At 37.9% G+C, this 26,894-nt stretch carries 26 protein-coding genes; 14 read left to right on the top strand and 12 right to left on the bottom strand.

Annotation, left to right across the window (positions count from 1 at the left end; translation table 11 throughout):
* The first annotated feature begins 164 nt into the window (after positions 1–164).
* Positions 165–1,028, top strand: coding sequence for a carboxypeptidase-like regulatory domain-containing protein (locus NU09_RS11015; protein ID WP_129751348.1), 864 nt, complete (start codon positions 165–167; stop codon positions 1,026–1,028).
* A 38-nt stretch (positions 1,029–1,066) separates the two neighbouring features.
* Here the strand turns inward: NU09_RS11015 and hutH are convergent, their stop codons facing one another.
* Positions 1,067–2,575, bottom strand: coding sequence for a histidine ammonia-lyase (gene hutH, locus NU09_RS11010; protein ID WP_129751347.1), 1,509 nt, complete (start codon positions 2,573–2,575; stop codon positions 1,067–1,069).
* A 74-nt stretch (positions 2,576–2,649) separates the two neighbouring features.
* Positions 2,650–4,143 carry an NAD(P)H-hydrate dehydratase gene (locus NU09_RS11005; protein ID WP_129751346.1) on the bottom strand — a complete coding sequence of 498 codons (1,494 nt, stop codon included), beginning with the start codon at positions 4,141–4,143 and terminating at the stop codon, positions 2,650–2,652.
* 225 nt (positions 4,144–4,368) lie between these two features.
* Here NU09_RS11005 and gcvT point away from each other — a divergent pair, with 225 nt between their 5' ends.
* The 3 genes from gcvT (at position 4,369) to NU09_RS10990 (ending at position 8,302) form a co-directional block, all read left to right on the top strand.
* Entirely contained in the window at positions 4,369–5,451 is a 1,083-nt protein-coding gene (gcvT, locus tag NU09_RS11000) for a glycine cleavage system aminomethyltransferase GcvT (protein WP_129751345.1), read from the top strand.
* Positions 5,452–5,457: 6 nt separating this feature from the next.
* Positions 5,458–7,500: a carboxy terminal-processing peptidase gene (locus tag NU09_RS10995; RefSeq protein ID WP_129751344.1), complete on the top strand. Its 2,043-nt coding sequence runs from the start codon at positions 5,458–5,460 to the stop codon at positions 7,498–7,500.
* A gap of 91 nt (positions 7,501–7,591) precedes the next feature.
* A complete protein-coding gene (locus NU09_RS10990) occupies positions 7,592–8,302 on the top strand; it encodes a YebC/PmpR family DNA-binding transcriptional regulator (protein WP_129751343.1) in 711 nt (236 codons plus the stop codon).
* Between the two features lie 410 nt (positions 8,303–8,712).
* On the opposite strand, the gene NU09_RS10985 is transcribed toward NU09_RS10990, so the two are convergent.
* From NU09_RS10985 to NU09_RS10970, 4 genes are all read right to left on the bottom strand, one after another.
* Positions 8,713–9,177 carry a hypothetical protein gene (locus NU09_RS10985; protein ID WP_129751342.1) on the bottom strand — a complete coding sequence of 155 codons (465 nt, stop codon included), beginning with the start codon at positions 9,175–9,177 and terminating at the stop codon, positions 8,713–8,715.
* A gap of 65 nt (positions 9,178–9,242) precedes the next feature.
* Positions 9,243–9,737, bottom strand: a complete 495-nt coding sequence (locus NU09_RS10980; protein ID WP_129751341.1) for a hypothetical protein — start codon at positions 9,735–9,737, stop codon at positions 9,243–9,245.
* Positions 9,738–9,761: 24 nt separating this feature from the next.
* Positions 9,762–10,394 carry a hypothetical protein gene (locus NU09_RS10975; RefSeq protein ID WP_129751340.1) on the bottom strand — a complete coding sequence of 211 codons (633 nt, stop codon included), beginning with the start codon at positions 10,392–10,394 and terminating at the stop codon, positions 9,762–9,764.
* Between the two features lie 527 nt (positions 10,395–10,921).
* Positions 10,922–11,413 carry a DUF6646 family protein gene (locus tag NU09_RS10970; protein ID WP_129751339.1) on the bottom strand — a complete coding sequence of 164 codons (492 nt, stop codon included), beginning with the start codon at positions 11,411–11,413 and terminating at the stop codon, positions 10,922–10,924.
* A gap of 180 nt (positions 11,414–11,593) precedes the next feature.
* Here NU09_RS10970 and NU09_RS10965 point away from each other — a divergent pair, with 180 nt between their 5' ends.
* The 4 genes from NU09_RS10965 (at position 11,594) to NU09_RS10950 (ending at position 14,552) form a co-directional block, all read left to right on the top strand.
* Positions 11,594–12,157 carry an RNA polymerase sigma factor gene (locus tag NU09_RS10965; RefSeq protein ID WP_129751338.1) on the top strand — a complete coding sequence of 188 codons (564 nt, stop codon included), beginning with the start codon at positions 11,594–11,596 and terminating at the stop codon, positions 12,155–12,157.
* Positions 12,144–12,692: a hypothetical protein gene (locus NU09_RS10960; protein WP_129751337.1), complete on the top strand. Its 549-nt coding sequence runs from the start codon at positions 12,144–12,146 to the stop codon at positions 12,690–12,692. The genes NU09_RS10965 and NU09_RS10960 overlap by 14 nt, the downstream gene beginning before the upstream one ends.
* Positions 12,673–13,725, top strand: a complete 1,053-nt coding sequence (locus tag NU09_RS10955) for a hypothetical protein (RefSeq protein WP_129751336.1) — start codon at positions 12,673–12,675, stop codon at positions 13,723–13,725. The genes NU09_RS10960 and NU09_RS10955 overlap by 20 nt, the downstream gene beginning before the upstream one ends.
* 98 nt (positions 13,726–13,823) lie before the next feature.
* Positions 13,824–14,552: a head GIN domain-containing protein gene (locus NU09_RS10950; RefSeq protein ID WP_129751335.1), complete on the top strand. Its 729-nt coding sequence runs from the start codon at positions 13,824–13,826 to the stop codon at positions 14,550–14,552.
* Between the two features lie 180 nt (positions 14,553–14,732).
* Here NU09_RS10950 and NU09_RS10945 read toward each other — a convergent pair whose 3' ends face one another.
* Positions 14,733–15,773 carry a PLP-dependent cysteine synthase family protein gene (locus NU09_RS10945; RefSeq protein WP_129751334.1) on the bottom strand — a complete coding sequence of 347 codons (1,041 nt, stop codon included), beginning with the start codon at positions 15,771–15,773 and terminating at the stop codon, positions 14,733–14,735.
* An 80-nt stretch (positions 15,774–15,853) separates the two neighbouring features.
* Complete coding sequence (locus tag NU09_RS10940) at positions 15,854–17,983, bottom strand: S9 family peptidase (protein ID WP_129751333.1); 2,130 nt, start codon at positions 17,981–17,983, stop codon at positions 15,854–15,856.
* A 260-nt stretch (positions 17,984–18,243) separates the two neighbouring features.
* Between NU09_RS10940 and NU09_RS10935 the strand changes: the two genes are divergently transcribed.
* The 3 genes from NU09_RS10935 (at position 18,244) to NU09_RS10925 (ending at position 19,526) form a co-directional block, all read left to right on the top strand.
* On the top strand, positions 18,244–18,567 hold the full coding sequence (locus NU09_RS10935; protein ID WP_129751332.1) for a YbaB/EbfC family nucleoid-associated protein: 324 nt from the start codon (positions 18,244–18,246) through the stop codon (positions 18,565–18,567).
* An 86-nt stretch (positions 18,568–18,653) separates the two neighbouring features.
* Entirely contained in the window at positions 18,654–19,205 is a 552-nt protein-coding gene (locus NU09_RS10930; RefSeq protein ID WP_129751331.1) for a hypothetical protein, read from the top strand.
* A complete protein-coding gene (locus tag NU09_RS10925; protein WP_129751330.1) occupies positions 19,206–19,526 on the top strand; it encodes a hypothetical protein in 321 nt (106 codons plus the stop codon).
* 66 nt (positions 19,527–19,592) lie between these two features.
* Here NU09_RS10925 and NU09_RS10920 read toward each other — a convergent pair whose 3' ends face one another.
* Entirely contained in the window at positions 19,593–20,618 is a 1,026-nt protein-coding gene (locus NU09_RS10920) for a threonine aldolase family protein (protein ID WP_129751329.1), read from the bottom strand.
* Between the two features lie 48 nt (positions 20,619–20,666).
* Between NU09_RS10920 and prfB the strand changes: the two genes are divergently transcribed.
* From prfB to NU09_RS10905, 3 genes are all read left to right on the top strand, one after another.
* Positions 20,667–21,765, top strand: a protein-coding gene (gene prfB, locus NU09_RS10915; RefSeq protein WP_129751328.1) for a peptide chain release factor 2 whose coding sequence is annotated in 2 segments (ribosomal slippage) — positions 20,667–20,729 and positions 20,731–21,765 — 1,098 coding nt in all. Because the reading frame shifts where the segments join, the coding sequence is not laid out codon by codon here.
* A 125-nt stretch (positions 21,766–21,890) separates the two neighbouring features.
* Positions 21,891–23,114 (top strand): GAF domain-containing sensor histidine kinase, encoded by a 1,224-nt coding sequence (locus tag NU09_RS10910; protein ID WP_129751327.1) that lies wholly within the window; start codon positions 21,891–21,893, stop codon positions 23,112–23,114.
* A 137-nt stretch (positions 23,115–23,251) separates the two neighbouring features.
* Entirely contained in the window at positions 23,252–24,475 is a 1,224-nt protein-coding gene (locus NU09_RS10905) for a GAF domain-containing sensor histidine kinase (RefSeq protein WP_129751326.1), read from the top strand.
* A 129-nt stretch (positions 24,476–24,604) separates the two neighbouring features.
* Here NU09_RS10905 and NU09_RS10900 read toward each other — a convergent pair whose 3' ends face one another.
* The 3 genes from NU09_RS10900 to NU09_RS10890 all read right to left on the bottom strand — a co-directional run bounded on the left by NU09_RS10900 (position 24,605) and on the right by NU09_RS10890 (position 26,710).
* Positions 24,605–24,886, bottom strand: coding sequence for a hypothetical protein (locus NU09_RS10900; RefSeq protein WP_129751325.1), 282 nt, complete (start codon positions 24,884–24,886; stop codon positions 24,605–24,607).
* Between the two features lie 95 nt (positions 24,887–24,981).
* Positions 24,982–26,040, bottom strand: a complete 1,059-nt coding sequence (locus NU09_RS10895) for an inorganic phosphate transporter (protein WP_129751324.1) — start codon at positions 26,038–26,040, stop codon at positions 24,982–24,984.
* A gap of 25 nt (positions 26,041–26,065) precedes the next feature.
* On the bottom strand, positions 26,066–26,710 hold the full coding sequence (locus NU09_RS10890; RefSeq protein WP_129751323.1) for a DUF47 domain-containing protein: 645 nt from the start codon (positions 26,708–26,710) through the stop codon (positions 26,066–26,068).
* Positions 26,711–26,894 lie beyond the last annotated feature (184 nt).

Genomic DNA, 26,894 nt, shown 5'->3' with positions numbered 1-26,894 from the left:
TTAACAATGATTTATCCAAAAACTGACTATTGAAAATTCGTAAGGATAAATCACTCATTACCCGTTTTTTGTAAAAAAACCTGCAACTACAAAGTTCCCTTGGTTAACCTCAAAAAAAAATACCCATAAATGGGTATTTTTATTCTACATTGCAATAAAAAAATATGAACGGTAAACTTTTACTTTTTCTCACAGCACTATTCTCGATAAGTGCTTTTGGACAAACGAAAATTATATTAGATAAGGAATCCGAAGAACCCGTGCCTTATGTAAACATATCGGTATCTGATGAAAAAATAGAGTTTAACGCAGATGAAAGCGGCCATTTTACATTACCTAAAACAGACCAGTCTAAAACAGTTCTCTTTAGTGCCGTAGGTTATGATACAGCCTCATTAAAAGTATCTGATATGCAGGATACTATTTATCTTGAATCAAAGCCTATAGCACTTAATGAAGTAGTAATTGGATCAAGAAAAAAAGAAAACTCATTAACTATAAAAACTAAAAAAGCTAAAAAGACATGGAGTGGCTCCGGCGGCGGAATGAATGGTTCACTACTGCACGCACGATATATACCGTTCAACCCTGAATATAATACTACTCCTTATATTGATAAAGTAAGATTAAAAGTTGATGCCCAAAAGAAATATACTTTCAATATCAGGTTATGTTCTGTAAAGCCTGACGGAAGTCCCGGCGATTATCTTTATGGAGAAAATATTTTAATAACCGTTGACAAAAAGCAGAAATATGCTGAAGTTGATTTCTCCAAAATTCCAATTAAAATTCCGGAAGAGGGCTTATTTATTGTAGTTGAATATCTTACAATAAAAGAGAACAGGCTTTCTCTAACAGGTGACAACGATTCATATCCTGCACATATGTATGGCTATGGTCCCCCTATTCTTTGTGAAGCAACAGAAGCCATGGAAGGATGGTCTTATAAAAACGGGATCTGGATACCAAATCCTAAAACAGCAAACGGTTATGCTAAAATGGTTATGGAAATAACACTTACCGATTAATTAAACAAAAAAGCCTCCTTATCCGGAGGCTTTTTTTATTATTCAAATACTGTTTCGTCTATTTGCAGATTGTTTAGGAAAGCTATCGTATTCTCGATATCGTAGTGCAGTATCCTGTCGTTCTCCACAAGAGGAACTTCTTGTCTGTATGATTTAAGGAACATCTCGATAAACTCACTCGATTTAAGCGGCCTTCTAAACTCTATAGCCTGAGAAGCGTTCATAAGCTCTATGGCTAATATGCGCTCAAGGTTTTCAATAATCCTTAATGCTTTTGTAGCCGCATTAGCCCCCATACTTACGTGGTCTTCCTGTCCGTTGCTCGATACTATACTATCGGCACTTGCAGGTGTACAAAGCTGTTTGTTCTGGCTTACGATACTTGCTGCAGTATACTGCGGAATCATAAATCCTGAGTTAAGCCCCGGGTTAGATACAAGGAACGGAGGTAATCCGCGAAGGCCGGAAATAAGCTGATACGTCCTTCTTTCAGAAATACTACCCAGTTCAGCAAGCGCTATACCTAAAAAGTCAAGCGTTAACGCCAATGGCTGCCCGTGGAAGTTACCTCCCGAAATAATCTGGTCGCTTTCAATAAATATATTAGGATTATCGGTAACCGAGTTGATTTCGGTACGGAAAACTTTCTTTACATAATCTATGGTATCCTTAGTAGCACCATGCACCTGAGGGATACAACGGAAAGAATACGGATCCTGTACATGCTTTTTAGCCTGAGCTATAATTTCGCTATCTTCAAGAAGTTCGTTGTAACGCCTAGCGGTAACGATTTGCCCCTTATGAGGGCGTATCATATGAATAAGCTCATTAAAAGGTTCTATCCTTCCGTCAAAACCTTCTAAAGAAATAGCCCCAATTACGTCGGCTAAATAAGAATATTTAACTGACTTAAGTAATACATATATACCATACGAACTCATAAACTGAGTACCGTTTAGTAATGCCAGTCCTTCTTTAGATTTTAAAACGATAGGCTTCCACCCCATCTTGTCAAGCACTTTTTGTGCCGGCTGACGGAAACCATCCATATAAACCTCTCCTTCTCCAAGAAGCGGCAGGGATAAATGTGCTAACGGAGCCAAGTCGCCCGAAGCACCTAACGAACCCTGATTGTAAACTACAGGTAAAATATCGTTGTTGTAAAAATCTACCAGCCTTTCTACCGTTTCAAGCTGTACACCAGAGTGTCCGTAGCTTAAAGACTGTATCTTTAAAAGGAGCATGATTTTTACAATCTCATCAGGTACTTCATCCCCTGTTCCGCAGGCATGCGATTTTACAAGGTTTTCCTGTAACTGCGATAAGTTTTCGTTAGAGATCTTTACATTATAAAGCGAACCGAAGCCGGTATTGATACCATAAATTGGGTCGCTGTGCGATTTCATTTTCTCATCAAGGTAAGTGCGGCATTTTTCTATATTAGCCCTGGCCTCTTCGCTAAGTTCCAGTTTTTTACCCTGAGTTATAATTTCATTTACGACTTCAATAGAAAGCAGGTCACTGCTTATATAATGTATTGTTTCCATTTATCAGTTTGATTGAAGCCCCAAAATTCACTAAACCTTAGATAAAAAACAAGATTTTTGTCAACTTTTCAATATTAAGGATGATCTGCTTCGATTTTATGATAGGCTTTTCCTATATAATCCAGTATCATCGAGGCTGTAAATGCCTGCATTCCTGTCTCGGGAACGGCAATATCGGAAGTAAGCCCGTGAAGATATACTCCAAATACGGCTGCATCTACCGCATCATAACCTTGGGCCAATAATCCGGTAATGATACCGGTAAGCACATCCCCGCTTCCGCCTGTTGCCAGTGCCGCATTACCAGACGCATTTATATAAACATGATCTTTATACACAACCTGAGTACGGGCATCTTTTGCGACAAGAACCACATTATGCTTTTTACTAAAGGCTATCATCTTTTCAATCTTATCAAAACCGTCGCTCCAGCTTCCCATAATCCTTTCCAGTTCTTTAGGGTGAGGGGTAAGTATTGTATCTTCCGGCAATAGCCCTAACCACTCCTTATTATAGGAAAGTATATTTAACCCGTCGGCATCTATAACCAACTGATGTTTGTATCGGTTTAAAAAATCATGAAAAGCCTTTTGAGTTTCGGGATGCTGCCCTAACCCCGGGCCTATACCTATGGCTTTGGGTTGAAAGTCAAAATTAATATGAGTTATATGTTCCTCTCCGTCGGTAATTGCCATAGCTTCGGGAAAAGCCGACTGTATTATGGTATACCCACACTTGGGCAGATAAGCTGTTACTAGTCCGCAACCCGACATTAATGCCGCTTTTGCTGAAAGGCATACCGCCCCTATTTTGCCATAACTCCCTCCTATTAGTAATGCATGTCCCTGCTTGCCCTTATGTGTAAACACATCTACAGGACGGTAGCGTTTATGTGCTGCCAGATGGTCGGTTAGGTAAAAGTTGGTTTCCACACTATGTATAAACTCTTTGTCAAGACCTATATCCAGTATTTCAACATGCTTAATGTATTTATAGTTATCTGCCAGATAAAACGACAGCTTGGGCTGCTGAAAAGTAAGTACAGCGTCGCTTTTTACGGCAAATTCGGTTTTTCTGTCCATAAATACACCCGATGGCACATCTATAGAAACCACGTAGGCATTACTGTGGTTTATCTTTTCTATCATCTCCTTCACCATACCTTGGGGCTCACGGCTAAGTCCGATACCAAAAATAGCATCTACAATTACCAGTTTACCATCGCCATAAGTATCTATTTGCTTATTGTTGTATTTAATACCTTCCTTATTAATACGCTTTAGGTTAGCGGTAAAATCGGGAGTGGGTTTTCCGGCATCTTCCAGTATATCAAGTACCACCCTATATTTAGATTCATACAGCAGTCGCGCTACCACAAGTCCGTCACCACCGTTATTGCCCTGCCCGCATATAACATGAAACAGCGTTTCCTTATCAGGAAAGTTGCGCTTTAGCCAAAGGAACAACTCGTTACCTGCCCTTTCCATAAGTTCATAGTAAGTAATTCCCTGCTTTTCTACAGTAACCCTGTCGGCTTCCCTGTTTGCTGCAACGTCAAAAATTTTCATGGTTATGGTATTGTTTGCAATGTATTTACTAAGTAAATTTATAATAATGTTCTTACATAGCAGATTGCTGCAACAAATATTTAACGTGTATTATAACTCCCGCTACATAATCTTTTAAGAACGAAGCTAAAATTTGTGAAATAATTTGTATTTCCTGAAAATCAATCGCTATTAGTGCGTTTTTTTCAATAAATTAGCGGCGTTGAAACTATATTAATATTCTAGATGAAAAATACTGCGCTAACGCACATACACGAAGGCCTTGGGGCTAAAATGGTACCATTTGCAGGTTACAATATGCCTGTACAATATGAAGGGGTAAATGCAGAACACGAAACCGTAAGAAACGGTGTTGGGGTTTTTGATGTATCTCATATGGGTGAATTCTTTATTACCGGGCCAAAAGCACTTGACCTTATTCAAAAAGTTACAACAAACGATGCCTCTACCCTAACTGTAGGGCGTGCCCAGTACTCTTGCCTTCCTAACGAGAACGGTGGTATTGTAGACGACCTTATTGTTTACAAAATGGGTGAGGAAAAATATCTTTTGGTAGTAAATGCATCAAACATAGAGAAAGACTGGAACTGGATTTCTTCTAAAAATGATATGGGTGCTATTATGGTAAATGCTTCTGATGAGTATTCATTACTTGCTATCCAGGGGCCTAAAGCTGCCGAAGCAATGCAGTCTTTAACTTCTGTAGACCTTTCTGAAATAAAATATTATCACTTCGAAGTAGCCGATTTTGCTGGTGTTAGCGATGTAATTGTCTCTGCAACAGGTTATACAGGCAGCGGAGGATTTGAAATTTACGTAAAAAATTCCGATATTGAACAAGTTTGGAACAGGGTGTTTGAGGCAGGAGCTGCTTATGGCATTAAGCCAATTGGTCTTGCTGCACGCGACACTTTAAGGCTAGAAATGGGCTTTTGCCTATATGGTAACGATATTAACGATACCACTTCGCCTATTGAGGCAGGCCTTGGATGGATCACTAAGTTCACTAAAGATTTCACTAACAGCGAAGCTATCAAAAAGCAAAAAGAAGAAGGTGTTAGCAGAAAACTTGTTGGTTTTGAGTTAATAGAAAGAGGTATACCAAGACACGACTATGAAATTGTAGACAAAGACGGTAATGTAATAGGTATAGTTACATCGGGTACTATGGCGCCTTCATTAGGTAAAGGTATCGGGTTAGGCTATGTGCCAACTGCCTATGCTGCTCCGGACAGCGAGATATACATCAGGATAAGGAAAAACGACATTGCTGCTAAAGTAGTGAAGCTTCCTTTCTACAAAAAGTAGAGGCCTATGAAAAACATATACGCAATAGCCTGTTTTCTTCCATTAATGGTGGGAGCACAAAACCATGAGCAGGCCTGCGGTGTGTTTTACAATATAAACGAGCTTTTAAAAAGCGAACACTTTAAACCTAAGCCGACAGACGATAGCCTGTCGGCTTATGTGTTTAATAGGGTAATGCGTGACCTGGATGATAACCGTATCCTGTTCCTTAAGGAGGACACGGATTTGCTTGCCAAACACGAGTATAACATTGATGATTATATTACTGAGGGGAACTGTGCCTTTTTTACCGATTTTGTAGTTACCTATAAAAAAGCGCTGGAACGGAACATAGATATTATAAACGAAATAAATCATGAGGATTTAGACCTGAACAGTACTGATTCTATCTATTACTCCAAAAATTATTTTCCGTACCGTACCGAAAAGGAACAGCTTAAAAAGCTTATCCGAAAGAAAATCACTTATGATGTACTGGAAGATATCGCTAAACTCAGTAAGGATAAAGATTCCCTTAAAGCGCAATTACCCAGCCTGCAGGGTGCCGCAAAGGCTAAAATTACCGATGCCTACCTGTGCCGAGCCGAAGGTTTGCTAAATCCGGAAGAAGGACTTGATAAGGTTATATACCATAAGTTTTATGCTGCTTTTTGTAGTTATTTCGATCCGCATACCAATTACTTTAATTATAACGACAAGGCAGCTTTCCTATCTACTGTGTCAGATGAAAATTATTCGCTGGGCATTTATGTCAGCCAAAACGAGAATGAGGAAATAATAGTACAGGAAGTTGTTCCCGGCGGTCCGGCCTATAAAACCCAGAAAATAGATAAAGGCGACCAGATACTTAAACTGGCTTCCGAAAACAGGGAATATGCCGTTACCTGTGCCTCAATAGAAACAATTACCAACATTGTATTTAGCGATGCCTACAAAACCGTGCAGCTTACCCTGCGCAAAAATGACGGAACCGTTTACAGTGTAGACCTTGAAAAAAAGGTAATGCGTACCGAAGATAATGCAGTATACAGCTTTGTTATAGGCGATACCCTGCCTATGGGTTATATAAAGATACCCAGCTTTTACACTGCTATAGACGATAAGAACTATCATGGTTGTGCCGATGATGTGGCAAAAGAGGTTTTAAAACTTAGAGGCGAAAACATTAACGGACTCATAATAGACCTTCAGTTTAACGGTGGCGGCTCTATGGATGAGGTAACCAAACTGGCAGGTATGTTTATAGACTTTGGCCCCGTTTGCATAGTAACCGATAAGAATAAAACCAGCAAAGTAATTAAAGACTACATGCGCGGCACCATATACGATGGACCTCTTGTAATACTCGTAAACGGGTTTTCGGCCTCGGCAAGCGAATTCTTTACAGGTGTAATGCAGGATTATGGGCGCGCCATTATAGCGGGCAATACCACTATGGGCAAAGCCACCATGCAAACCATTTACCAGCTTCAGGAAAAGGACCCAACCGATTTTGTAAAGGTAACCATAGATAAATTTTACCGTATTACGGGCAAAAGCAATCAATATATAGGTATTGAGCCTGATATAGAACTCCCCTCCTATCTGGATGAATTTTTGCCACGTGAAAAAACCGAACCCAACGCATTGCCTAACGACAGTATAAAGTTCAGGGTGAGGTTCCATAAAGAAAACAGGCGCTTTTATAAACAGGCAGTAACACTAAGTGAAGAAAGGGTAAAAAGCGATACCGATTTTAATGATATTCTCTCAGTAAACCAAAAGATAGACAAACTGCATAAAGACGATAAAGATCCCGTTGGCCTTAATTTTGACGGAGTGTTTACCGATGTACACACTATGGACAGCATTTGGAAAAGCATAAGCGTTTTTGAAGATAAAGTTCAAAACCCTCATGTGGCAACATCCCGCGATACCTATCAGCGTATTATGTATGACGATTTTTTAAGCAACACTAATGAACACCGTGTTAAGCTCGTAAAAAACAATTTATACATTAAAGAGGCTGTAAATATACTTACCGACCTTTATAATTTAGAAAACAGGTAACTATATCCCCTGATTTTTGTAAAACTGTTCCATTTAGATTTTGGAAAAACACCGAATAAGTTTATTTTTGTTCCTCCAAATAAAATAATATATGGGAAGAGCGTTTGAATTTAGAAAAGCCAGAAAAATGAAACGTTGGTCGGCAATGGCCAAAACGTTTACAAGAATTGGAAAAGATATAGTAATTGCCGTTAAGGAAGGTGGCCCTAACCCGGAAACCAATGCACGTTTAAGAGCAGTTATACAAAATGCCAAAGCGGCAAACATGCCTAAAGACAATGTTGAAAGGGCAATTAAAAAAGCAAGTGACAAAGATACCGCTAACTTTAAAGAGGTATTGTTTGAAGGCTATGCACCACACGGTATCGCTATCCTTATAGAAACAGCTACCGATAACAATAACCGTACAGTAGCTAACATACGCAGTTATTTTAATAAATGTAACGGTACTATGGGTACTCAGGGTTCGGTAGAGTTTATGTTCGACCATACCTGTAACTTCCGTATTCCGGCAGAAGGTCAGGATGTAGAAGAGCTTGAGCTTGAAATGATCGACTTTGGCGTTGAAGAAATTTTTGCTGACGAAGACGGTATCATGATGTATGCCCCTTTTGAAAGTTTTGGTGCTATACAAAAAGAACTTGAAAGCCGTGGCCTTGAAATCCTTTCATCAGGATTTGACAGGATTCCTCAGGTAACAAAAGAACTTACCGAAGAACAACAGGCTGACGTTGAAAAGCTTCTTGAAAAAATTGAGGAAGACGACGACGTAATGAACGTGTATCATACAATGCAGGAATAATAATTATCCTGTTTTCATAACATAAAAAGCTGCTCTTTGGGCAGCTTTTTATGTATATTTCATCCTTTATTTAAATCACACCCTATAACCTTAAAGAAATAAACATGAAAGAAGAATTTAAAAAAATTATATACATAGCCAGTATTGCCGCCCTGCTTTATTTTGTAGTGATGTTTATTTTAAACTTAACCAATAGCGCAAATACTACGGTTTATTCATTTTTACTGGAGCTGTTCACTATACCTTCACTCCTTATTATTTTGGTAGCCTTGGTATACTGGGTATTTAATACAATTAAGAATAGAAATTTTGCAGGCCTAAAAGCAATAGCTTTGGTAAACCTGGCTAGCTTTTTAGTGATAGTGCTGTTTTACAGATTTTTTAATTGATGAAAAAGAACAAATAGTACTTTAAACGATTCTTTTATTTTCGAATGCTTCAATCATTTTTTGTATTTGAAGTAATTCTTCGTCACTAATTAACCCTTGTTGGTGATAATGAACCATTATATCAGTTACATACTCATATTCAATCCTGTCTTTAATTTTTTGTCTCTTTAAAATTTTTAAAAGCTTATTCTCTCTTTGATAATCTAAATTATTTAGATGTATCTGTTTCCAAAAATACTCTACAGTATCTCCCGTAGCCTCATTAAAATAGATGAATACATCAGTAATCAGGTATTTCAAACTTGCAAGTTTTTTATATTGCGGTAACGGATTTAAAGCAGAATGTCTAAACTCTAAGTACGAATTTATCATCATATTCCTTTGATCAGGAGTAAGACCTTTAACAGGATATTGTTCAAAAGCATCCAGCGCTATATCAATTGCATTAGCAAGCTTTTTTGCTTCTTCGTCATATGTTTTTTTCATATATCTATCATTTATGCAAAAGGAATTCTACGTGAGCTCTAGTGTATAATTCTTACTAATTAAAATTAGTCTAGCTGATCACTCTCACAAAATGTATTAATATCATAAGGCAGAGAATTAAAAAACTTTAGATAAAAATAAGTTAACTCTTCATTTCTAAAGCCGTAGACATCTATTTTCTTCTGATTATTGATATAAATTTCAGTGTGTTTACCATCATGTGCAAATTTCCCGGTCACCAAATCAATACCTTCAATACTATCAAGCTTTTTATTAATAGCATTTAAATCTTCAACAAATTTGATTTTAAATACAGTATCAATATCAATCCTATCAAAACCATTAAAATCAGATTTATAAAAATCCTTAGTCCTCCCTCTGATTAGTTTACCTTCACCAGATTTGTTATATAATAATAAATTGACACAAGTTCCCGGTCCTCTTGATAAAATTTTGAGGTCGTAGTTACTGCTCTCCTCATCCCTACACGAAACTAAACTAATTACACAAACTATATAGAATAGCTTAACAAGGACATTCTTTTTATAATTATACTTCATATGATCCTAATTAATCTAAGGTAACTACTCAATAATTTCATATTCATCTAAAGCACAATACATTTTTATACCTTTTGAAGACGGAGCCACAACACTGTCCTTTATAATATTCCAAATTGCATTTATATTCTTTCGGTCTCCGCAGGAATCTATAACAGGTATCAGATAAATAGTATTAGCATCAATAAAACATATCATTCCTGCTTTAAATTCAAAAAAGCCTTCATTTTCATATTTATGATGAAGAAAATCATCCATGAACTTTGAATAAGACTTTGCTGCAGCGGCATTATTTTCAAAAATCAATTTATTAATTCTTCCGGGAACCCATCCCTTTCCAAACATTAATTTATCATCAGGCGAGAACTTATAATATATACTCTTTAATCCCTGAGTGCCAAACAAATCTACTAATGGTTTATATAGTTTAATAGAGTCTTTATCTATAATGGCTTTTTGAACTAAATTCTTTCCATAAATCACCTCAACAATAGAGTCTAAAGAATATTCGTTAAAAGAACGTATTTGCTTTAATACAATACTATCAGCTGCTTTATTAGTAGTATCCCCTATTTTTGCTTCAGGCAATATCATATCTTCTTTTTTACCACAGGCAAAAAACATTAAAGCTGTAATTAAGATAATTTTGTTCTTCATATTAATCTTGTATACTATTTCCCTTCATTTCTTTGTCATATTTTGAAATACAGGACACAAAAAACAGTGTTAGGATTAACTGTACAACATTTATTTCGAAAGAAAAACTTTCTGTATTTACCGACTCAAATATCGCTTCTAATCGATAGGGAAAAAAATTAAAGGAAAGCTTTAAATCATCGTATCTAAAAATCTTCAACGATAACTGGCTTCCTAATATAAAGTTATAATTAACCCCTCCTAATAAAAAACTAACCGATTGAAATAAGTTAGTAATTATTAAAACCGATAAAGAAAATCTCATTAGTCTTTTATAGTATAAATTATAAATACAAAATAGACCCAATGAACTATACAAAAGGAAAAACATGCCTTCAAAATAGATCTTTTGAAACATCGTAGTGAAAGAAACTACAAAGGCAATTAAATAGACTATTAGAGAGTAAATTAATACAATTTTCTTCATTAATTCAATTATCATAAAAAAGGCAGCCAAATAGACTGCCTTTTATTATAGTTAGTTGTTTTTATAAATTAAACGAAGCCCCTATTTGCCATACAAACTGGTTGTTGTACTTGTCAAATCCTTCCGGACTGCTTTTGTAAGTCGCAATTGGTATAGATGATTCAGTGTAAAGTCCAAATCCGTCAGTAAAGAAATAACGGAAACCTAAATGAGCTCCAAAATTATGGATGCCTAAATTAAGCCCCGGATAAATATCAAGCTGCTCTAAACCTATAACATCGCTTAGGTTAGCATTAAGGCGTACTTTAGCATCTACCCTGTCTACAAAATCGGCTTTTTCCCCCAGTATCTCATCGGCACCCAGCATATAACCTGCCTGAAAACCAAAAGAAAGATTATCGCCAAGACCAAAATCTACAGTGCCGGCTATACCGCTTCCACCATCCTGAAGTGTGGCCCCTATTTGCAGTTTAGTATCTCCTTTTCCGTTAAATGCCTGTGCACTTAAAAAATTAGCCGCAAACAATGCAGCCACTACAATAATTTTCTTCATGGTATAAATTTGAGATGATTACCCTGTAAATATAAGGGAAAATCAAATTAGCCGCAATCTAAAATTAACAGGAAAAATAAGCCCTCAATAAAAAACAGTACTTTTAAGGTGATATTTTTTTTGGCCAACTGTAACAATTTAAAAAGCTATCAGTCATTATAATAAACCGGGCAACAAAAGTTGGAAAGAACAACCACTGATATCAACCATCTGATAACACTATGCAGGGCGGGAAACCGTAATGCGCAGTTTGAGGTCTATAATATGTATTATAGGGCCATGTATAATACTGCACTTCGCATAGTAAAGGATGAACATTGGGCCGAAGATGTAATGCAGGAGTCGTTCTTAAAAGCTTTTACAAAGCTCGATTCGTTTAAAGGTGAAGTAGCCTTTGGCGCCTGGCTTAAAAAGATTGTAGTTAATCACAGCCTCGATAACTACAAGAAACTTAACCGGGGTGCTATGGATCCGATAGATAATGTGTTATATAAGCTTGAAGACAATGATGACAGCGAAGAGGCAAAACTGGATTTTCAGCAGCTGCAGCTGCAACAGGTAATGGGTGCCATACAGTCTTTAAACGAAAATTACCGGTTAGTACTAACCCTGCTTTTTATAGAAGGGTACGATAATGAAGAGATAAGTGAGATAATGCAGATAACGCCCGGCAATTGCCGGACAACCATAAGCAGGGCTAAGGAAAGTCTGCTTAAAAAATTACAACACCATGAACGAGGATAAAAATTTAAACGAACTCTTTAAACGCCTGGAAGGTCAGTGGGACAACCACGAGCCTGTACTGGGACACCAACAGCGTTTTTTAGACAGGCTTGACGGTAAAAAGAAAAAGCATTCGCCTATTCTTATACTGCTGCCTATTGCCGCTGCCGTACTTATATTGTTCGGGATTTTTAATGTGTACAACGAAGATACCAACGGTAACAACAATCAGCAGGTAGCTAAGGTATCGCCTAAGGTACAGGAAACCCAGACCTACTTTGCCGCCATTATTGAAAAAGAACTGGCCAAAGTGGAAAAGGAAAAAAGCCCTGAAACCCAAATGATTGTACAGGATGCCTTAGTGCAGATGAAAAAACTCGAGCAGGACTATGATAAGCTTACGCAGGAGCTAATAGAAAAAGGCGAAAGCAAACAGCTTATACATGCCATGATTACCAATTTACAAACGCGTATTTCGTTTTTAGAAGATGTGCTTACCCGTATAGAAAATATCAAAAAAATTAAAGAAGACTACCATGAAAACGCTACCACTTAAATTGATGGCTGTACTCCTTATTATACCTCTTTGCAGTTTTGTAACACGAGAAATTAAAGGGAAGTACACCAAGGAGAAAAAAATACAGAAGGTATACCTTGTTAATGCCGATGCCGCACTTGAAGTAAACAACCAATACGGAAACATATATGTTACCACCTGGGACGAAAACAAAACCAGTGTAGATGTTGTTATAAAAGTATCGGGCAATAGCGAAGATAAGGTAAACAAAAGGCTTAACGGTATTGATGTAGCACTAAATGCCACTAAAAGCCTGGTTGCATGCAAAACCCAAATAGAGGGTTCAGGATCAGGAACCAGTATAGAAATTAACTACACCATCAAAATACCGCGTAAAGGCGCTATAACGCTTAAAAACCAGTATGGTGGCATAACACTGGGTACTATTAACGGAGCCTCTCAGCTTAAATGCCAGTACGGTAATATTAATGCGGGCGAACTTAATAACGGTTCAAACTACATTAATATGGAATATTGCGACGGCAGTAGCATAACCTATATCAATAATGTTGATATTAAATGTGAATACTCCGGAGTAAACATTGCTAAGGCCAATACGGTTAATGCAAAAAGCTCTTATACCAATTTCAGTATTGATAACGTAAAAGATATTTCTCTTAAAGCCGAATATGGTGATGTAAAAATCAAATCGGCCGACAGGATTAACGTCAACGGGGATTATGTAGGATTGCGTTTTGGTACCATTAACAAATCTCTCAACCTCAGCTCAAATTATGGCAATGTAGACATCAAGAACATTGCATCCAGTGCCGAGTTTATTACTATAAACAGTACATACACCAATGTAAACATAAACATGAGCGAAAACTTTAGTTTTGACTTTGATTTTTCACTCAACTACGGTAACCTTAACGAACAAAGAGGGCTCAATTTTACCCAAAAGAACATAAAGAATACCAGCGCCCAGTATAAGGGGTATTATAAGAAGAGTGGAGTTAATAAAGTATCTATTAATTGTGAATACGGAAATATAAATTTAGGAAGTAATTAAAAAAAGTAAGTAATCTAAAACAACCTTTTATGGAGCAAAATCGTCTTACACTATAAGACAATCAATCATCATCATCATCAATCAAAAAATCAATCATCATGAAAAAACAGTTATTATTGTTAGTAGGGCTATTCACCCTGCTAACCGGTGCCGCACAGGCACAAGAGCCAATATATGGCAACGGAAAAAAAGTTAAAGAACAAAGAACAGTTACAGAATTTACATCGCTTAGGGTAGACGGGCCTTTTGAGGTACAGCTAGTATCGGGCACTACAGGCTCTATTACCCTTGAAGGATGTGAAAATATTGTAAGCCTTGTTAAAGCAGATGTTACCGACAGAACACTTACCATACAGTTACCTAAGGGCATCAATTTTAAAGCACACAAAAACAATAAGGTAAAAATCAAAATACCTTATTATACCTCACTAAACGAAGTTTACCTAAAAGGATCGGGTACTATTACTGCAAACCCTACACTTAAAACCAATATGAAGGTTATGTTAGAGGGGCCGGGCAGTATAAACCTTGACCTTTATGCGGCAAAAAGCGAAGCCTGCGTGCTGGGATCTGGTACTATTACACTTACGGGCGCCGTACAGGACTTTCAGTGTAAGGTTATAGGTTCAGGCAGCATGGAGGCTAAAAAACTTGAATGCGCTAATGTAAATGTTACCGTATCGGGTTCAGGTAATGCCGACATAGTTTGCAACAAAGCCATTACAGGAAAAATAAGCGGTTCCGGCAACGTGATTGTTGACGGTAACCCTAAAACTCAGGATTTAAAGCGTCAGGGAGGCGGTGAATTCCGAGTAGCTGCGTTTTAACCTTTTTATACTTACTTTTCATTCACTTCGAAAACCATCCCCTGAGCCGGGATGGTTTTTTTAAACCAAAGCTTTACTCATAATCTCAACATACCGGATAGCATTATCCGTATAACCTGCATCCAACAAAAAAAGCCATCCCGTTAAGGATGGCTTTTTAATATTTTTGGTACTAAGCTATTACTTAATAAATTCTATTTTTTGAGTTTCTTCAACATTAACACTGTCAAAAAAGCCCTGCTCATTCATCCATTCATCACTAAATACTTTGCTCATATAGCGCGATCCGTGATCAGGGAATATCATGATAACGTTGCTGTTCTCATCAAACTCGCCTGCTTCAGCATATTGCTTAACAGCCTGTAGTGCAGCTCCGCTGGTATACCCAACAAAAAGGCCTTCTGTTTTTGCAATGTGCCTTGCGGTGTGCGCACTGTCTTCGTCAGATACCTTAATGAATTTGTCTATTACGTCAAAATCAGTAGCAGTTGGGATAAGGTTTTTACCTAAACCTTCTATTCTGTAAGGATAGATCTCCTCATTATCAAATTCTTTAGTTTCGTGGTATTTTTTAAGTACCGAACCAAAAGCATCAACACCTAGAATCTTGATGTTTGGATTTTGTTCCTTAAGGAAACGGGCAGCACCCGATATAGTTCCTCCGGTACCGCTACAGGCAACAAGGTGGGTAATTTTACCGTTTGTTTGTTCCCATATCTCCGGTCCTGTAGAGTTATAGTGAGCGTCTACATTTAAGTCGTTAAAGTACTGGTTAATGTAAACAGACCCTTTAATTTCTTCGTGAAGCCTTTTAGCAACATTGTAGTAAGATCTAGGGTCATCTGCAGATACGTTAGCCGGGCAAACATAAACTTTTGCTCCCATAGCGCGCAACATATCAATTTTATCTCTTGATGATTTAGAGCTTACTGCCAGTATGCAGTCATAACCTTTAATAATGCTAACCATAGCAACACTAAAGCCGGTATTACCCGAAGTAGTCTCGATAATAGTGTCTCCCGGTTTAAGGATACCTTTTCTCTCGGCTTCTTCAATGATGTATAATGCAATCCTGTCTTTAGTTGAATGGCCCGGATTAAATGCCTCTACTTTTGCGTAAAAATTTCCTTTTAACCCTTGTGTAACTTTATTGAGTTTAATTAGTGGTGTATTCCCAATTAATTCCAATACATTATTATAGGCTTTTATTTCTTCTTTCATAAAAAATAAGTTAGTAAGGTAAACTATATACAAAGTTTAATTGACCTCAAAACCTTGCAAATCTAACAAAAAAAATTTAATTACTCCTGAATTCCTTCCAAATCTAGTAAAAAACTATACTCTTTGGCGACCTCTTTTAAGGCTTCAAATCTTCCTGAAGCCCCGCCGTGCCCTGCATCCATATTGGTGTCAAGATACAGCTTATTGCTGTCGGTTTTTGTTGCCCTTAATTTGGCTACCCATTTGGCGGGCTCCCAATACTGAACCTGAGAGTCGTGTAGTCCCGTTGTAACAAGCATGTTAGGATAATCCTGTGCCGTTACGTTGTCATAAGGTGAATACGACTTCATGTAATCATAATATTCTTTCTCATTCGGATTACCCCACTCGTCATATTCTCCCGTTGTTAATGGGATAGAATCGTCTAGCATAGTGGTAACAACATCCACAAAAGCTACCTGTGCGATAACTCCGTGGTACAGCTGCGGTGCCATATTTACAACAGCCCCCATAAGCAGCCCTCCTGCCGATCCGCCCTCGGCATATAAATGCTCCGGCGATGTATATCTTTGCTCTATAACATATGTAGAGCAGTCAATAAAGTCTGTAAATGTATTTTTCTTTTTAAGAAGCTTACCGTTTTCATACCATTCCCTACCCAGGTCTTCCCCGCCCCTTATGTGGGCAATGGCATATATAAAGCCCCTGTCTAAAAGACTAAGTCTTATGGATGAGAAATACGGGTCCATACTGGCGCCATAAGAGCCATAAGCGTATAACAATAACGGATTACTGCCATCCTGCTTAATTCCTTTGCGGTACACCACAGAGATAGGTACTTTGGTACCATCCTGTGCGGTAGCCCATACCCTTTTCTCCTCATAATTGTTTTTATCAAACTTACCACCTAATACTTCCTGCTCTTTCCTAACGGTTTTTTCGCGGGTTTTCATATTAAAGTCGATAACAGAACTTGGCGTAGCCATAGACTGGTATCCGTAGCGCAGCACATCGGTATCAAAATCAACATTGGTAGTAGTATAAGCTGTATAGGTTTCTATATCAAACGGAAGATAGTACTCATCTGCACCACTCCACGGGCGGATGCGTATTTTATTTAGTCCGTTAGAACGTTCGCTAACCACAAGATAGTTTTTAAATATATCTATCCCTTCTACAAGTACATCCTCACGATGCTCAAGCACGTCGGCCCAGTTCTCCATACCGGTCTTGTCTTCAGGCGTTACCATAAGCTTAAAGTTAGTAGCCTTATCCTTATTGGTAACTATATAGAACTTGTCGCCATAGTGGCTAATATCATATTCCAGACCGCGTGTCCTTTTCTGGAAAATCTTAAATTCCCCATCAGGTTTTTTGGCATCCAGTATCCTGTACTCACTGGTAAGGGTACTGCTTGAACCTATTACAATATATTTTTTAGATTTCTCTTTATAAACAAAAGTGCTAAAGGTATCGTCTTTCTCATGAAAAACAAGGTCGTCTTTAGCCGTATCGTTGCCCATTATATGTTTGTAGATCTTTTCCGAACGAAGGGTAACAGCATCTTTTCTTGTATAGAAAAGCGTTTTATTATCGCCGGCCCATGTAGAACCGCCTGTCGTGTTTTCTATTTTAAACGGAAGTACCTCTCCTGTAGCAAGGTTTTTTACCTGAATGGTGTATTGCCTTCTGGAAACGGTATCTACACCAAAAGCAGCCCACTTATTGTCTTCGCTTATGTTTATTCCGTTTAGCTGAAAGTAACTGTGGCCTTCTGCCATCTTGTTACAGTCGAACATAATTTCCTCAGGTGCATCAAGGCTTCCTTTTTTGCGGGCATAAATTGGGTAATCTTTACCTTTTTCATAACGGGTAATATAGTAGTAGCCGTTATACAGGTAAGGGACAGAAGAGTCATCTTCCTTAATCCTGCCTTTCATTTCCTCAAAAAGCTCTTTTTGAAACTCTTTGGTATGGGCAGTGGCATGTTGGTAATATTCATTCTCTTTATTAAGATAATCAATTACCTCCGGGTTTTCCCTCTCGTTTAGCCAGTAGTAATTATCTATCCTAACATCGCCGTGTTTTTCCAGTTTATGAGGTTTAATTGCAGCCACGGGTGCTGCCTCGGTTTCTGTCATTTTAGATTTTTTAGTTTGGTCGCATGCAAAAATAACACAAACACAACTTAAAAGTAAGTGTTTTTTCATTCTTTTAAATGATTAGCATATAACTACGCAATTTAATATTTTTAGGTAATAATTTTTATAAAATCAAAAAAATGTTTGCACAATAAACGGTTAATAACTATATTATAGTGCAGAGTATGCAAAAACACATTTAGCAATATGTGTGAACAAACTGTTAACCTCTACCTTGTTTCTGCCTGTAAGCGTTAAAGAAGGATTAAGGAGGTGTAAAACATTTTCATTTTTTAATATTTTTGCGAACTAATTAAAAACAAAAAACAATGTTTGGAGATATTATGGGTATGATGGGTAAACTTAAGGAGACCCAGCAAAAAATGGAAGAAACAAAAAAAAGGCTTGACACTGTACTGGTAGATGAGCAAAGCAGCGACGGACTATTAAAAGTTACGCTTACTGCTAACCGCGAAATAAAATCGGTTACTGTGGCAGATGAACTGTTAGAAGATAAAGAACAACTTGAAGATTACCTGGTACTGGTTATGAATAAGGCTATTGCAAAAGCAACATCGGTAAACGAAGCCGAGCTTGGTGCAGTTGCTAAAGATGGCATGCCTAACATACCGGGTATGGACATGTTTAAATAATAACTATTATTAAAGATTTTAAAAAAAGCGCGGATTAATTATCCGCGCTTTTTATATTATACTTGCTTAACCAATAAACCATACCTATGTACCGTATAGAAACCAAAAATAATAAAACCTTTCTTGAACTTACCGTTAAACCTGCTAACTTTTTTTATAGGCTTATATTGCTGATTTTTGCTTTAGCACCATTACTTTCAATTATAGGTTTTAGCCAAAGAATAGCAACTCCATTTGCTTTGTTTATAATATTTATATTTTTTGGCGCAATGTCTCTCTTTCTCTTCAGGATGTTGTTATGGAACATTTACGGCAAACAACTTTATATAATGAGCAAAACAGAGTTTACTTCAGTTAACGATTACGGCTGGTTTAAAGACAACTCAAAAACCATTACGCCAATAACGGACTTTGATGTAGTTTTTATCGATTTAAACAAACCCTCTGAACTTTTAGAGTTCAACGAAACTAATTTAAATACTGTTTCCAAAAAGAATGAGTATGTTATTGTTTTTGTTGTTAATCAGGAAAAATATCAGTCGGTATTAAAACAAAGCCCTGAAAGTCTCAAGAAATTTGGCTTTGTTATACCCGAAATCAAACGTGACATAATGAACCTGGAAATTTCTTTGAGTTAGATGAGAAAGAAAGTAAAATTATACATAGCAGGCTTTGTAATCCTCCTCATAATAACCGACAGATACATATGGATGCCTAATAGAACCAAAGAAACATGGTTGTATGAGTCCGGGACTTATTTAGGCGATCCTATAGCAAACAATCAGGATTTTGAAATAACAGGTTCTACCGTGATATTTAAACAAAATCCTCAAAAACCTGCAGATGCAAACCTTAATCGCAAAAACAGCTTTTACTTTTCCGGCTGTTATTTTGGAAGGCTTTTTCTATATGATAAAACTAATGAAGAACTTGTAGTTTATTCACGTAAAAGAATATAACCTAAAGAAGACGAGATTGCCACGTCGTTCCTCCTCGCAATGACAACCTAAAGCCGAAACCCCAAACTACAAAGTAAGCTTCTGCAATGTCTCCATTACATAGTCGTGCATTACACCTTTATAATCTAAATGGGTTACAATACGTAGCTTACCTTTACCCAGCGAGCTTATAAAAATGCTTTTTTGTTTTAGCTTCTCCATAAGGGTAGCTTCGCTGTACTGTGGCTTTATAGAGAAAATAAGGATATTGGTTTCTACCGGCTCCACTTTTTCAACCCACGGTAATTGCTGCAAAAGATTACCTATGTCTTTTGCCTTTTTATGGTCTTCCTCAAGTCGGCCTACGTTGTGCTGTAAAGCATAAAGCCCTGCCGCAGCAAGATATCCTGCCTGGCGCATACCGCCACCTAATATCTTTCTTACACGCAGCGCCCTGTTCATATCTTCCTTACTACCTAACAGTATAGAACCCACCGGAGCACCAAGTCCCTTGCTAAGGCAAACCGAAATGGTATCAAACAAATCACCAAACTGCTTAGGGTGCTGTCTTCTTGCCACAAGGGCATTCCAAAGCCTTGCACCATCAAGATGGTATTTAAGGTTATGAGCAACACAAACTTCTTTTATCTGCGCTAGGGTCTCAATATCATAACAGGCGCCACCGCCTTTATTTGTAGTATTCTCTAAACTAACCAGGCTTGTTAGCGGACTATGGTAAAAATCGGGCGGATTAATGGCTTCTGCCACCTGCCCTGCAGTTATCATACCTCTGTCGCCGTCAATAAGCCTGCACGATACTCCGCTGTTAAACGATGCTCCTCCTCCTTCATAGTTATATATGTGTGCATATTTATCGCATATTACCTGCTCCCCGGGGTTAGTGTGTAGTTTAATGGCTGTTTGGTTTGCCATAGTGCCCGAAGGAAAAAATAAAGCTGCCTCCATGCCAAATAAATCGGCTACGGATTGCTCCAGTTCGTTAACGGTAGGGTCCTGTTTATAAACATCATCGCCTACCCGCGCCCTAAACATGTGCTGCAACATATCGTGAGATGGCTTCGTTACCGTGTCACTTACTAAATTTATTTCCATATTATGAAAAGTATAGCTTATTTTTGCAATACAAAACTACATTTATTTATGACAAATACCGAACAAATTAAAGGTATTATGGAGCGCCTTGGTGCGCTGAGGAGGTATCTTTGACATCGACAGGAAACTGATTGAGATTACCAACGAAGAAGAAAAAACCTTTGCACCCGACTTTTGGAACAACGCCAAAGAAGCCGAAATTGTTGTAAGAAACCTGCGCTCTAAAAAGAAGTGGGTAGAAGATTATGAAAAAGGTATGGCAATGGCCGAAGAGCTACAGGTGATTTACGAGTTTTTTAAAGAAGGTGACGCTACCGAGGAAGAACTGGAGGAGCAGTACCAGCTTACTACAAGCCACATAGAAAACCTTGAGTTTAAAAACATGCTTAGCGACGAGGGAGATTCCCTTAGTGCGGTACTACAGATTACAGCCGGTGCCGGTGGTACCGAAAGCTGCGACTGGGCATCTATGCTTATGCGTATGTATATTATGTGGGGCGAAAAAGAAGGCTACAAAGTGCGCGAACTTAACTTCCAGGAAGGTGAGGTTGCCGGTGTAAAAACCGTTACCCTTGAATTTGAGGGCGAATATTCCTTTGGATACCTGAAAGGTGAAAACGGCGTACACAGGCTTGTGCGTATTTCTCCGTTTGACAGTAATGCCAAAAGGCATACCTCGTTTGCATCGGTATATGTATACCCGCTGGCAGATGACACTATCGAAATTGATATAAGCCCGGCAGATATCTCCTGGGAAACAATGCGTTCCAGTGGTGCGGGAGGACAAAACGTAAACAAGGTGGAAACCGCAGTACGACTTCGCCACCACCCTACCGGAATTATCATTGAAAACTCAGAGACGCGTTCGCAGCTTGATAATAAAACAAAAGCTATGCAATTGTTAAAATCGCAGCTTTATGAAATTGAGCTTAAAAAACGTCAGGCTGTTCGTGATGAAATTGAGGCCAACAAGATGAAAATCGAGTGGGGTTCTCAAATACGTAATTACGTGATGCACCCTTATAAACTGGTTAAAGATGTGCGTAGCGGATATGAAACCAGTGATGTAGATGGCGTGATGAACGGTAACATAGATGAGTTCCTTAAAGCCTATCTTATGATGATGGGACAAAAAGGCGACGAATAGCAGGATTTATCTGTAAACTTCAAAATTAACACCCTTTCTTACAATAGGTTTACAAAATTTATTGTAATTTAGGGTGTTCTTTTTTACAACTGTTTAACGTTGTATAACCAATAAATCCTCCCACAATGAATCATATAGCTGACTTTTTTATACCCGAAAATGACAGCCTCAGGTTGCAAAAGCTGTATGAGTATCAAATACTTGATACCCACCCCGAGGATACTTTTGACAAGATTGCTCACTTAGCTTCAAAAATATTTAAGACCCCTTATGCCTTTGTCACTTTTGTAGATGAAGACAGGGTGTTTATTAAAGCAAATGTGAGCCCGTTTGAAGGCAATGTGGTTCCGCGTGAAAAATCGCTTTGCGGTATGGCTATTATGGGTGAGGATTGCACCATTATTTATGATGCACTGGAAAACGAAAATGTAAAAGACAGTCTGCTGGTAAAAAAGAAAAACGGTGTGCGCTTTTATGTAGGAGCGCCGCTTCGCAGCCCCGAAGGTTATTTGTTAGGAACCGTTTGTGTGGCCGACAAAAAACCCCGTACAGCAAAAGTTAGCGCCAAAAAACAGGAAATGCTTAAAAACCTTGCCGATTTAGTTGTTAATAAGCTTGAACTTCGCCTGCGCTATAAAAATCTGCTAAAGGCACAAAACGAACTGATGAACATTACGCTTCATGAGATAAAAAATCCGCTGGCTTCTATTAAACTGGCTAACGACGTAATAAAAAAAGACCCTACCCGATGTGATACTATGCACCAGATGGTTAGGGAAAGCGTTATCCGTATACAAACCAAACTGTCTGATCTGCTTAAACATAGTGAAGAGGAAGAAGTTCAGCAAAAACTAAGCATTGAGGAAACCAATTTAAGGGAGATATTCGATTCCCTTCTGGAAAGTTTTCAGCTACAGGCAAACAAAAAAAGACAAACCATTTTCCTGCATTACGGCAGTGGCATCCCCCCTGTTTATATCGACAGAAAAAAGATTACCGATGTTTTCCACAATCTGTTAAGTAATGCGTTAAAATATTCTTACTACGACTCAGAAATTAACATCTCGGTAAAACGAGAAAAAGACACGGTTGAAATAGAATTCCGTGATAACGGACAAGGACTTAATGAAGATGATCTAAGCAAACTTTTTACCAAATTTGCAAAGCTCAGCGCAAAACCTACCGGCAAGGAAACCTCAAACGGACTGGGGCTTTCCATATGCAAAACCATGGTGGAAATGCATCATGGAGATATCTATGCTACAAGCCCCGGAAAAGAAATGGGAACCAGCTTTTTTGTATCGCTTCCTCTCATTTATGAGGTAGAAAATGAACCTTTTTTACCATAAGTTTATACTTTACTACGCTATCCGTTATAACATTTCGCTAAAGTTTTATTTGTACGAAATTTAAACTTACCTTCGAAGAAGAAAGAAGTAGAAAAAGGAGTTTATCCCCACACAAAAAACTCTTTTTAGGAGGCAAAATGATTTATACAAGACCAACATCCATAATCCCGTTAAACGACGCACAAAGGTTGGAAAAACTTTATGAGTACAGGATTCTTGATACTCATAGTGAAGAGGCGTTTGACAAGATTGCATTGCTGGCAGCACAAATTTTTAATACGACCAGTGCGTTTATATCGTTTGTGGACGAAGACAGGGTGTTTTTAAAGTCGAACCTGAGCCTTCTTCGTAATAATATTATAGACCGTAGGGACAGCCTATGCTCGCTTGCCATACTTGAGGATAATGTTACGGTATTTAATGACACCCATACATCTCCCGATTTAATGGAAAGCCCATATGTTGCAGGTGAAGACGGAATTCGTTTTTATGCGGGGGCGCCGTTAAAATCTCCTGAGGGTTATACAGTAGGTACCGTTTGTGTTGTAGATACTGTTCCGCGTGAGGTTACCGATTCTCAGCTTGACATGCTTAAAACACTGTCTAAAATAATAGTGAATAAGCTGGAAAGCCGCATGCGCTACCGCAAAAGTATAGAGTCGCAAATAGACCTTATGAATATTGCGCTGCACGAAATTAAAAACCCTCTGGCATCAATTAAGCTTGCCAATGAGATTTTAACCAAAGACACCACAAAGGTGGAAAGGATGAGCGGCATGATAAAAGCATGTGTGCTGCGTATTCAGTCTAAACTTAGTGACCTGCTAAAACAAGCCGAAGAAGACGAACACAGGCTTACATTAAATATTGAAGAAGTAGACTTAAATGAGATTTTCAATAAGCTGCTTATAAGTTTTGAATTACTGGCAAACAGGAAAAACCAGGCCATACAGCTTGAGCACGATCCTAAGCTGCCAAAAATATATGCCGACAAGGTTAAAATTGGAGATATTTTACACAATCTGGTTAGTAATGCACTAAAATATTCTTATGCAGGCACTACCATAAGGATAATTGCAACACTAGAGGATAATTTTATCCGTATAGAAGTTCAGGATGAAGGACAGGGATTAAGCCCTGCAGATATAAGCAAGCTGTACACTAAGTTTGCAAAATTAAGCTCTAAGCCAACAGGCAAAGAAAACTCAAACGGACTGGGATTATCTATCACCAAATCGTTTGTAGAGCTGCACCATGGCACTATTGAGGCAAAAAGTGCCGGAAAGGATAAAGGATCTTCCTTTATTGTTTCACTTCCGCTTAAATATGAAAAAGAAGACCTGCAGGAATATTTTGGATAGGTATCCTGCATTATAATTCAATATCTATATTCTTAAACCGAAAAGCCCGTAGGTTGGTGATTAACTACGGGCTTTTTACTATTTATAAGTTTAAAAATTTACTAATCAGTACTTCTGGAATACATCACTTCACTTATCCTGAAAAGTTCCTATACTATAGACATATTTTGAAAGATCCATGTTTTTCAACTCATGAATATACTCCTTCAGTTCATTAAATTCCTTCTCGTTAAAATCATACCCATTAATGTATTTATCATCTCCCTCTTCCGGATATATTGGATAATCCTTCGCTGTCAAGGGAGGACAAATACTATTAATTTTTTTTAAGTCATATTTTGATATATCTATTTCACCAACAAAAAGTTCAGTTTCTCTGTCAAAATATTCTATCAATAATACTGTTTTCATGTAAGGCATTTAATTTTACTTCAAAAATAAAAAAAAGCATATACCCTTTACAGATATATGCTTTTCAAAAAATATTATAATTATAAAACTATCCTTTAGAAAATACTCACTACATAGTAAATTATAGCAGCAAGTATAGCCGATACCGGTATGGTTAATATCCAAGCCCAAAGAAGGCTAATGGTTACTCCCCATCTTACAGCCGATACCCTTTTTGTTACACCCACACCTATAATAGAACCTGTAATTGTGTGTGTAGTAGAAACCGGAATACCAAAATGCTCGGTAGTATATAGTGTGATAGCACCTGCAGTCTCGGCAGCAACTCCCTCTAATGAGTTTACTTTAGTAATTTTAGATCCCATTGTTTTAACGATTTTCCAACCGCCACTCATGGTACCTAAACCTATCATAATAAAACTCGCAAGCGGCACCCAGCTCCAGTGGTCTACAAAATACGCAAACTTGTTTTCTACAGCCATGTAAGCTGCATCATGCTTTATGTTAACCTGAAAGTAAATTACCGCAGCACCTATAATACCCATAACCTTTTGTGCATCGTTAGCACCATGCCCAAGGCTAAACAATGCTGACGATACCAGCTGTAACCTCCTAAACCATTTATCGGCTTTAGAAGGGTTTGCTTTTCTACATATATTGAGTATGAGTATCGTTAAGAAATAGGCTACCACCATACCTAATAGCGGAGCCATAAAAATAAACAGTATAATAGGTATAACCTTAGCATAGTTAACTACAGTGCTTATATCGGCTCCCGGTATAGTAAAAGCATGTGCCAATGCAGCACCCATAAAACCACCTATTAGCGTGTGTGAAGATGACGATGGTATACCCAGTTTCCAGGTAAGCAGGTTCCATGTTATGGCTGCTATAAGTCCGGCAAGTATAACCTCCAGTGTAATAAAATCTTCGCTAACTGTTTTTGCAATGGTATTACCAATTTTAAACTCCCCTATCCAGTATTTTGAGATAAAGTAAGCCAGGAAGTTAAAGAAGGCTGCCCATAGTACCGCCTGAAAAGGCGTTAATACCTTAGTAGCAACGATAGTGGCAATGGAGTTTGCCGCATCGTGAAAACCGTTAATGTAATCAAATATTAATGCTAAAAATATGATTATAATAAGTAGCGTCATGGTAAATCAGTTAGGGGTTTGCGTTTTATGAATGTTTTACAGCGATAGACTCTAAAACGTTCGCCACACCCTTACATTTATCTGCTGCCGACTCCAGCGCAGCAAGAACCTCTTTGTATTTAATTACATTTATAGCATCTGTTTCGTTTTCAAAAATATCGGCAACTGCCTTATCAAAAACGCTGTCAGATTTATTTTCAAGCTTGTTTATCTTCTTGCAGGCATCAGCAATACCTTTAAGGTTTTTCATGTCCTTCAGGTCGGCAACCGCACCCTGTATAAGCTGGCATGCTTCAAGGTTAATTTCGGTCATCTTTCTTATAGACTTAGTAATCTTCTCTACCTGATACAGTCTCATTCTGCTTGCTGCACCATACATATAGTCGGCCACATCATCAATTGCAGTAATAAGCGAATATATATCTTCCCTGTCAAAAGGTGTGATAAAGTTTTTGCTTAGTTCAAGGTTAGTCCTGTGGGCTATCCCTTCAATTATGCCTTCTAACTCTTCTACTTTAGTAAAGTATTCGTCCCTTTTGTTCTTAGGGGCGTTAACCGCTTCGTGCAGTGTTTCAGCAAGATGCACAAGGTTTTGTGTTGCCTGTTCAAATAGCGGGAAAAATTTCTTATCCTTCGGAACAAGAAACTGGAAGATACTGTTTATTGACATGAATAATATTTTGCGGCAAATGTACCTAACTAATGTTAAGAAATCGTTAAGTTATAATCAACCGAGTGTTATTAAAATATTGAAGAAGCTAGCCTTCCTTTTTGCATTATTTTAAAAATCAGGAAAATAATTTTTGGGAAGATGCAAATAAACTACTGAGAATGAATTAAAAAATAGTTAACTT

Origin of the sequence: Flavobacterium beibuense, assembly GCF_004151245.1 — a bacterium.
In the GTDB taxonomy this organism is placed as follows: domain Bacteria; phylum Bacteroidota; class Bacteroidia; order Flavobacteriales; family Flavobacteriaceae; genus Flavobacterium; species Flavobacterium beibuense_A.
This window is presented reverse-complemented; position numbering and strand designations above follow the sequence as displayed.

Coding starts and splice junctions, on each gene's coding strand:
- NU09_RS10970 (WP_129751339.1), bottom strand. CDS start 11,413: ATGAAGAAAATTATTGTAGTGGCTGCATTGTTTGCGGCTAATTTTTTA.
- NU09_RS10900 (WP_129751325.1), bottom strand. CDS start 24,886: ATGAAAACAGTATTATTGATAGAATATTTTGACAGAGAAACTGAACTT.
- NU09_RS10895 (WP_129751324.1), bottom strand. CDS start 26,040: ATGACGCTACTTATTATAATCATATTTTTAGCATTAATATTTGATTAC.
- NU09_RS10905 (WP_129751326.1), top strand. CDS start 23,252: ATGATTTATACAAGACCAACATCCATAATCCCGTTAAACGACGCACAA.
- hutH (WP_129751347.1), bottom strand. CDS start 2,575: ATGGAAACAATACATTATATAAGCAGTGACCTGCTTTCTATTGAAGTC.
- NU09_RS10920 (WP_129751329.1), bottom strand. CDS start 20,618: ATGGAAATAAATTTAGTAAGTGACACGGTAACGAAGCCATCTCACGAT.
- NU09_RS10980 (WP_129751341.1), bottom strand. CDS start 9,737: ATGAAGTATAATTATAAAAAGAATGTCCTTGTTAAGCTATTCTATATA.
- NU09_RS10995 (WP_129751344.1), top strand. CDS start 5,458: ATGAAAAACATATACGCAATAGCCTGTTTTCTTCCATTAATGGTGGGA.
- NU09_RS10975 (WP_129751340.1), bottom strand. CDS start 10,394: ATGAAGAACAAAATTATCTTAATTACAGCTTTAATGTTTTTTGCCTGT.
- NU09_RS10985 (WP_129751342.1), bottom strand. CDS start 9,177: ATGAAAAAAACATATGACGAAGAAGCAAAAAAGCTTGCTAATGCAATT.
- NU09_RS10930 (WP_129751331.1), top strand. CDS start 18,654: ATGTACCGTATAGAAACCAAAAATAATAAAACCTTTCTTGAACTTACC.
- NU09_RS10945 (WP_129751334.1), bottom strand. CDS start 15,773: ATGAAAGAAGAAATAAAAGCCTATAATAATGTATTGGAATTAATTGGG.
- NU09_RS10890 (WP_129751323.1), bottom strand. CDS start 26,710: ATGTCAATAAACAGTATCTTCCAGTTTCTTGTTCCGAAGGATAAGAAA.
- NU09_RS11015 (WP_129751348.1), top strand. CDS start 165: ATGAACGGTAAACTTTTACTTTTTCTCACAGCACTATTCTCGATAAGT.
- NU09_RS10955 (WP_129751336.1), top strand. CDS start 12,673: ATGAAAACGCTACCACTTAAATTGATGGCTGTACTCCTTATTATACCT.
- NU09_RS10935 (WP_129751332.1), top strand. CDS start 18,244: ATGTTTGGAGATATTATGGGTATGATGGGTAAACTTAAGGAGACCCAG.
- NU09_RS10910 (WP_129751327.1), top strand. CDS start 21,891: ATGAATCATATAGCTGACTTTTTTATACCCGAAAATGACAGCCTCAGG.
- NU09_RS10990 (WP_129751343.1), top strand. CDS start 7,592: ATGGGAAGAGCGTTTGAATTTAGAAAAGCCAGAAAAATGAAACGTTGG.
- NU09_RS10950 (WP_129751335.1), top strand. CDS start 13,824: ATGAAAAAACAGTTATTATTGTTAGTAGGGCTATTCACCCTGCTAACC.
- NU09_RS11005 (WP_129751346.1), bottom strand. CDS start 4,143: ATGAAAATTTTTGACGTTGCAGCAAACAGGGAAGCCGACAGGGTTACT.
- NU09_RS10925 (WP_129751330.1), top strand. CDS start 19,206: ATGAGAAAGAAAGTAAAATTATACATAGCAGGCTTTGTAATCCTCCTC.
- gcvT (WP_129751345.1), top strand. CDS start 4,369: ATGAAAAATACTGCGCTAACGCACATACACGAAGGCCTTGGGGCTAAA.
- NU09_RS10960 (WP_129751337.1), top strand. CDS start 12,144: ATGAACGAGGATAAAAATTTAAACGAACTCTTTAAACGCCTGGAAGGT.
- NU09_RS10940 (WP_129751333.1), bottom strand. CDS start 17,983: ATGAAAAAACACTTACTTTTAAGTTGTGTTTGTGTTATTTTTGCATGC.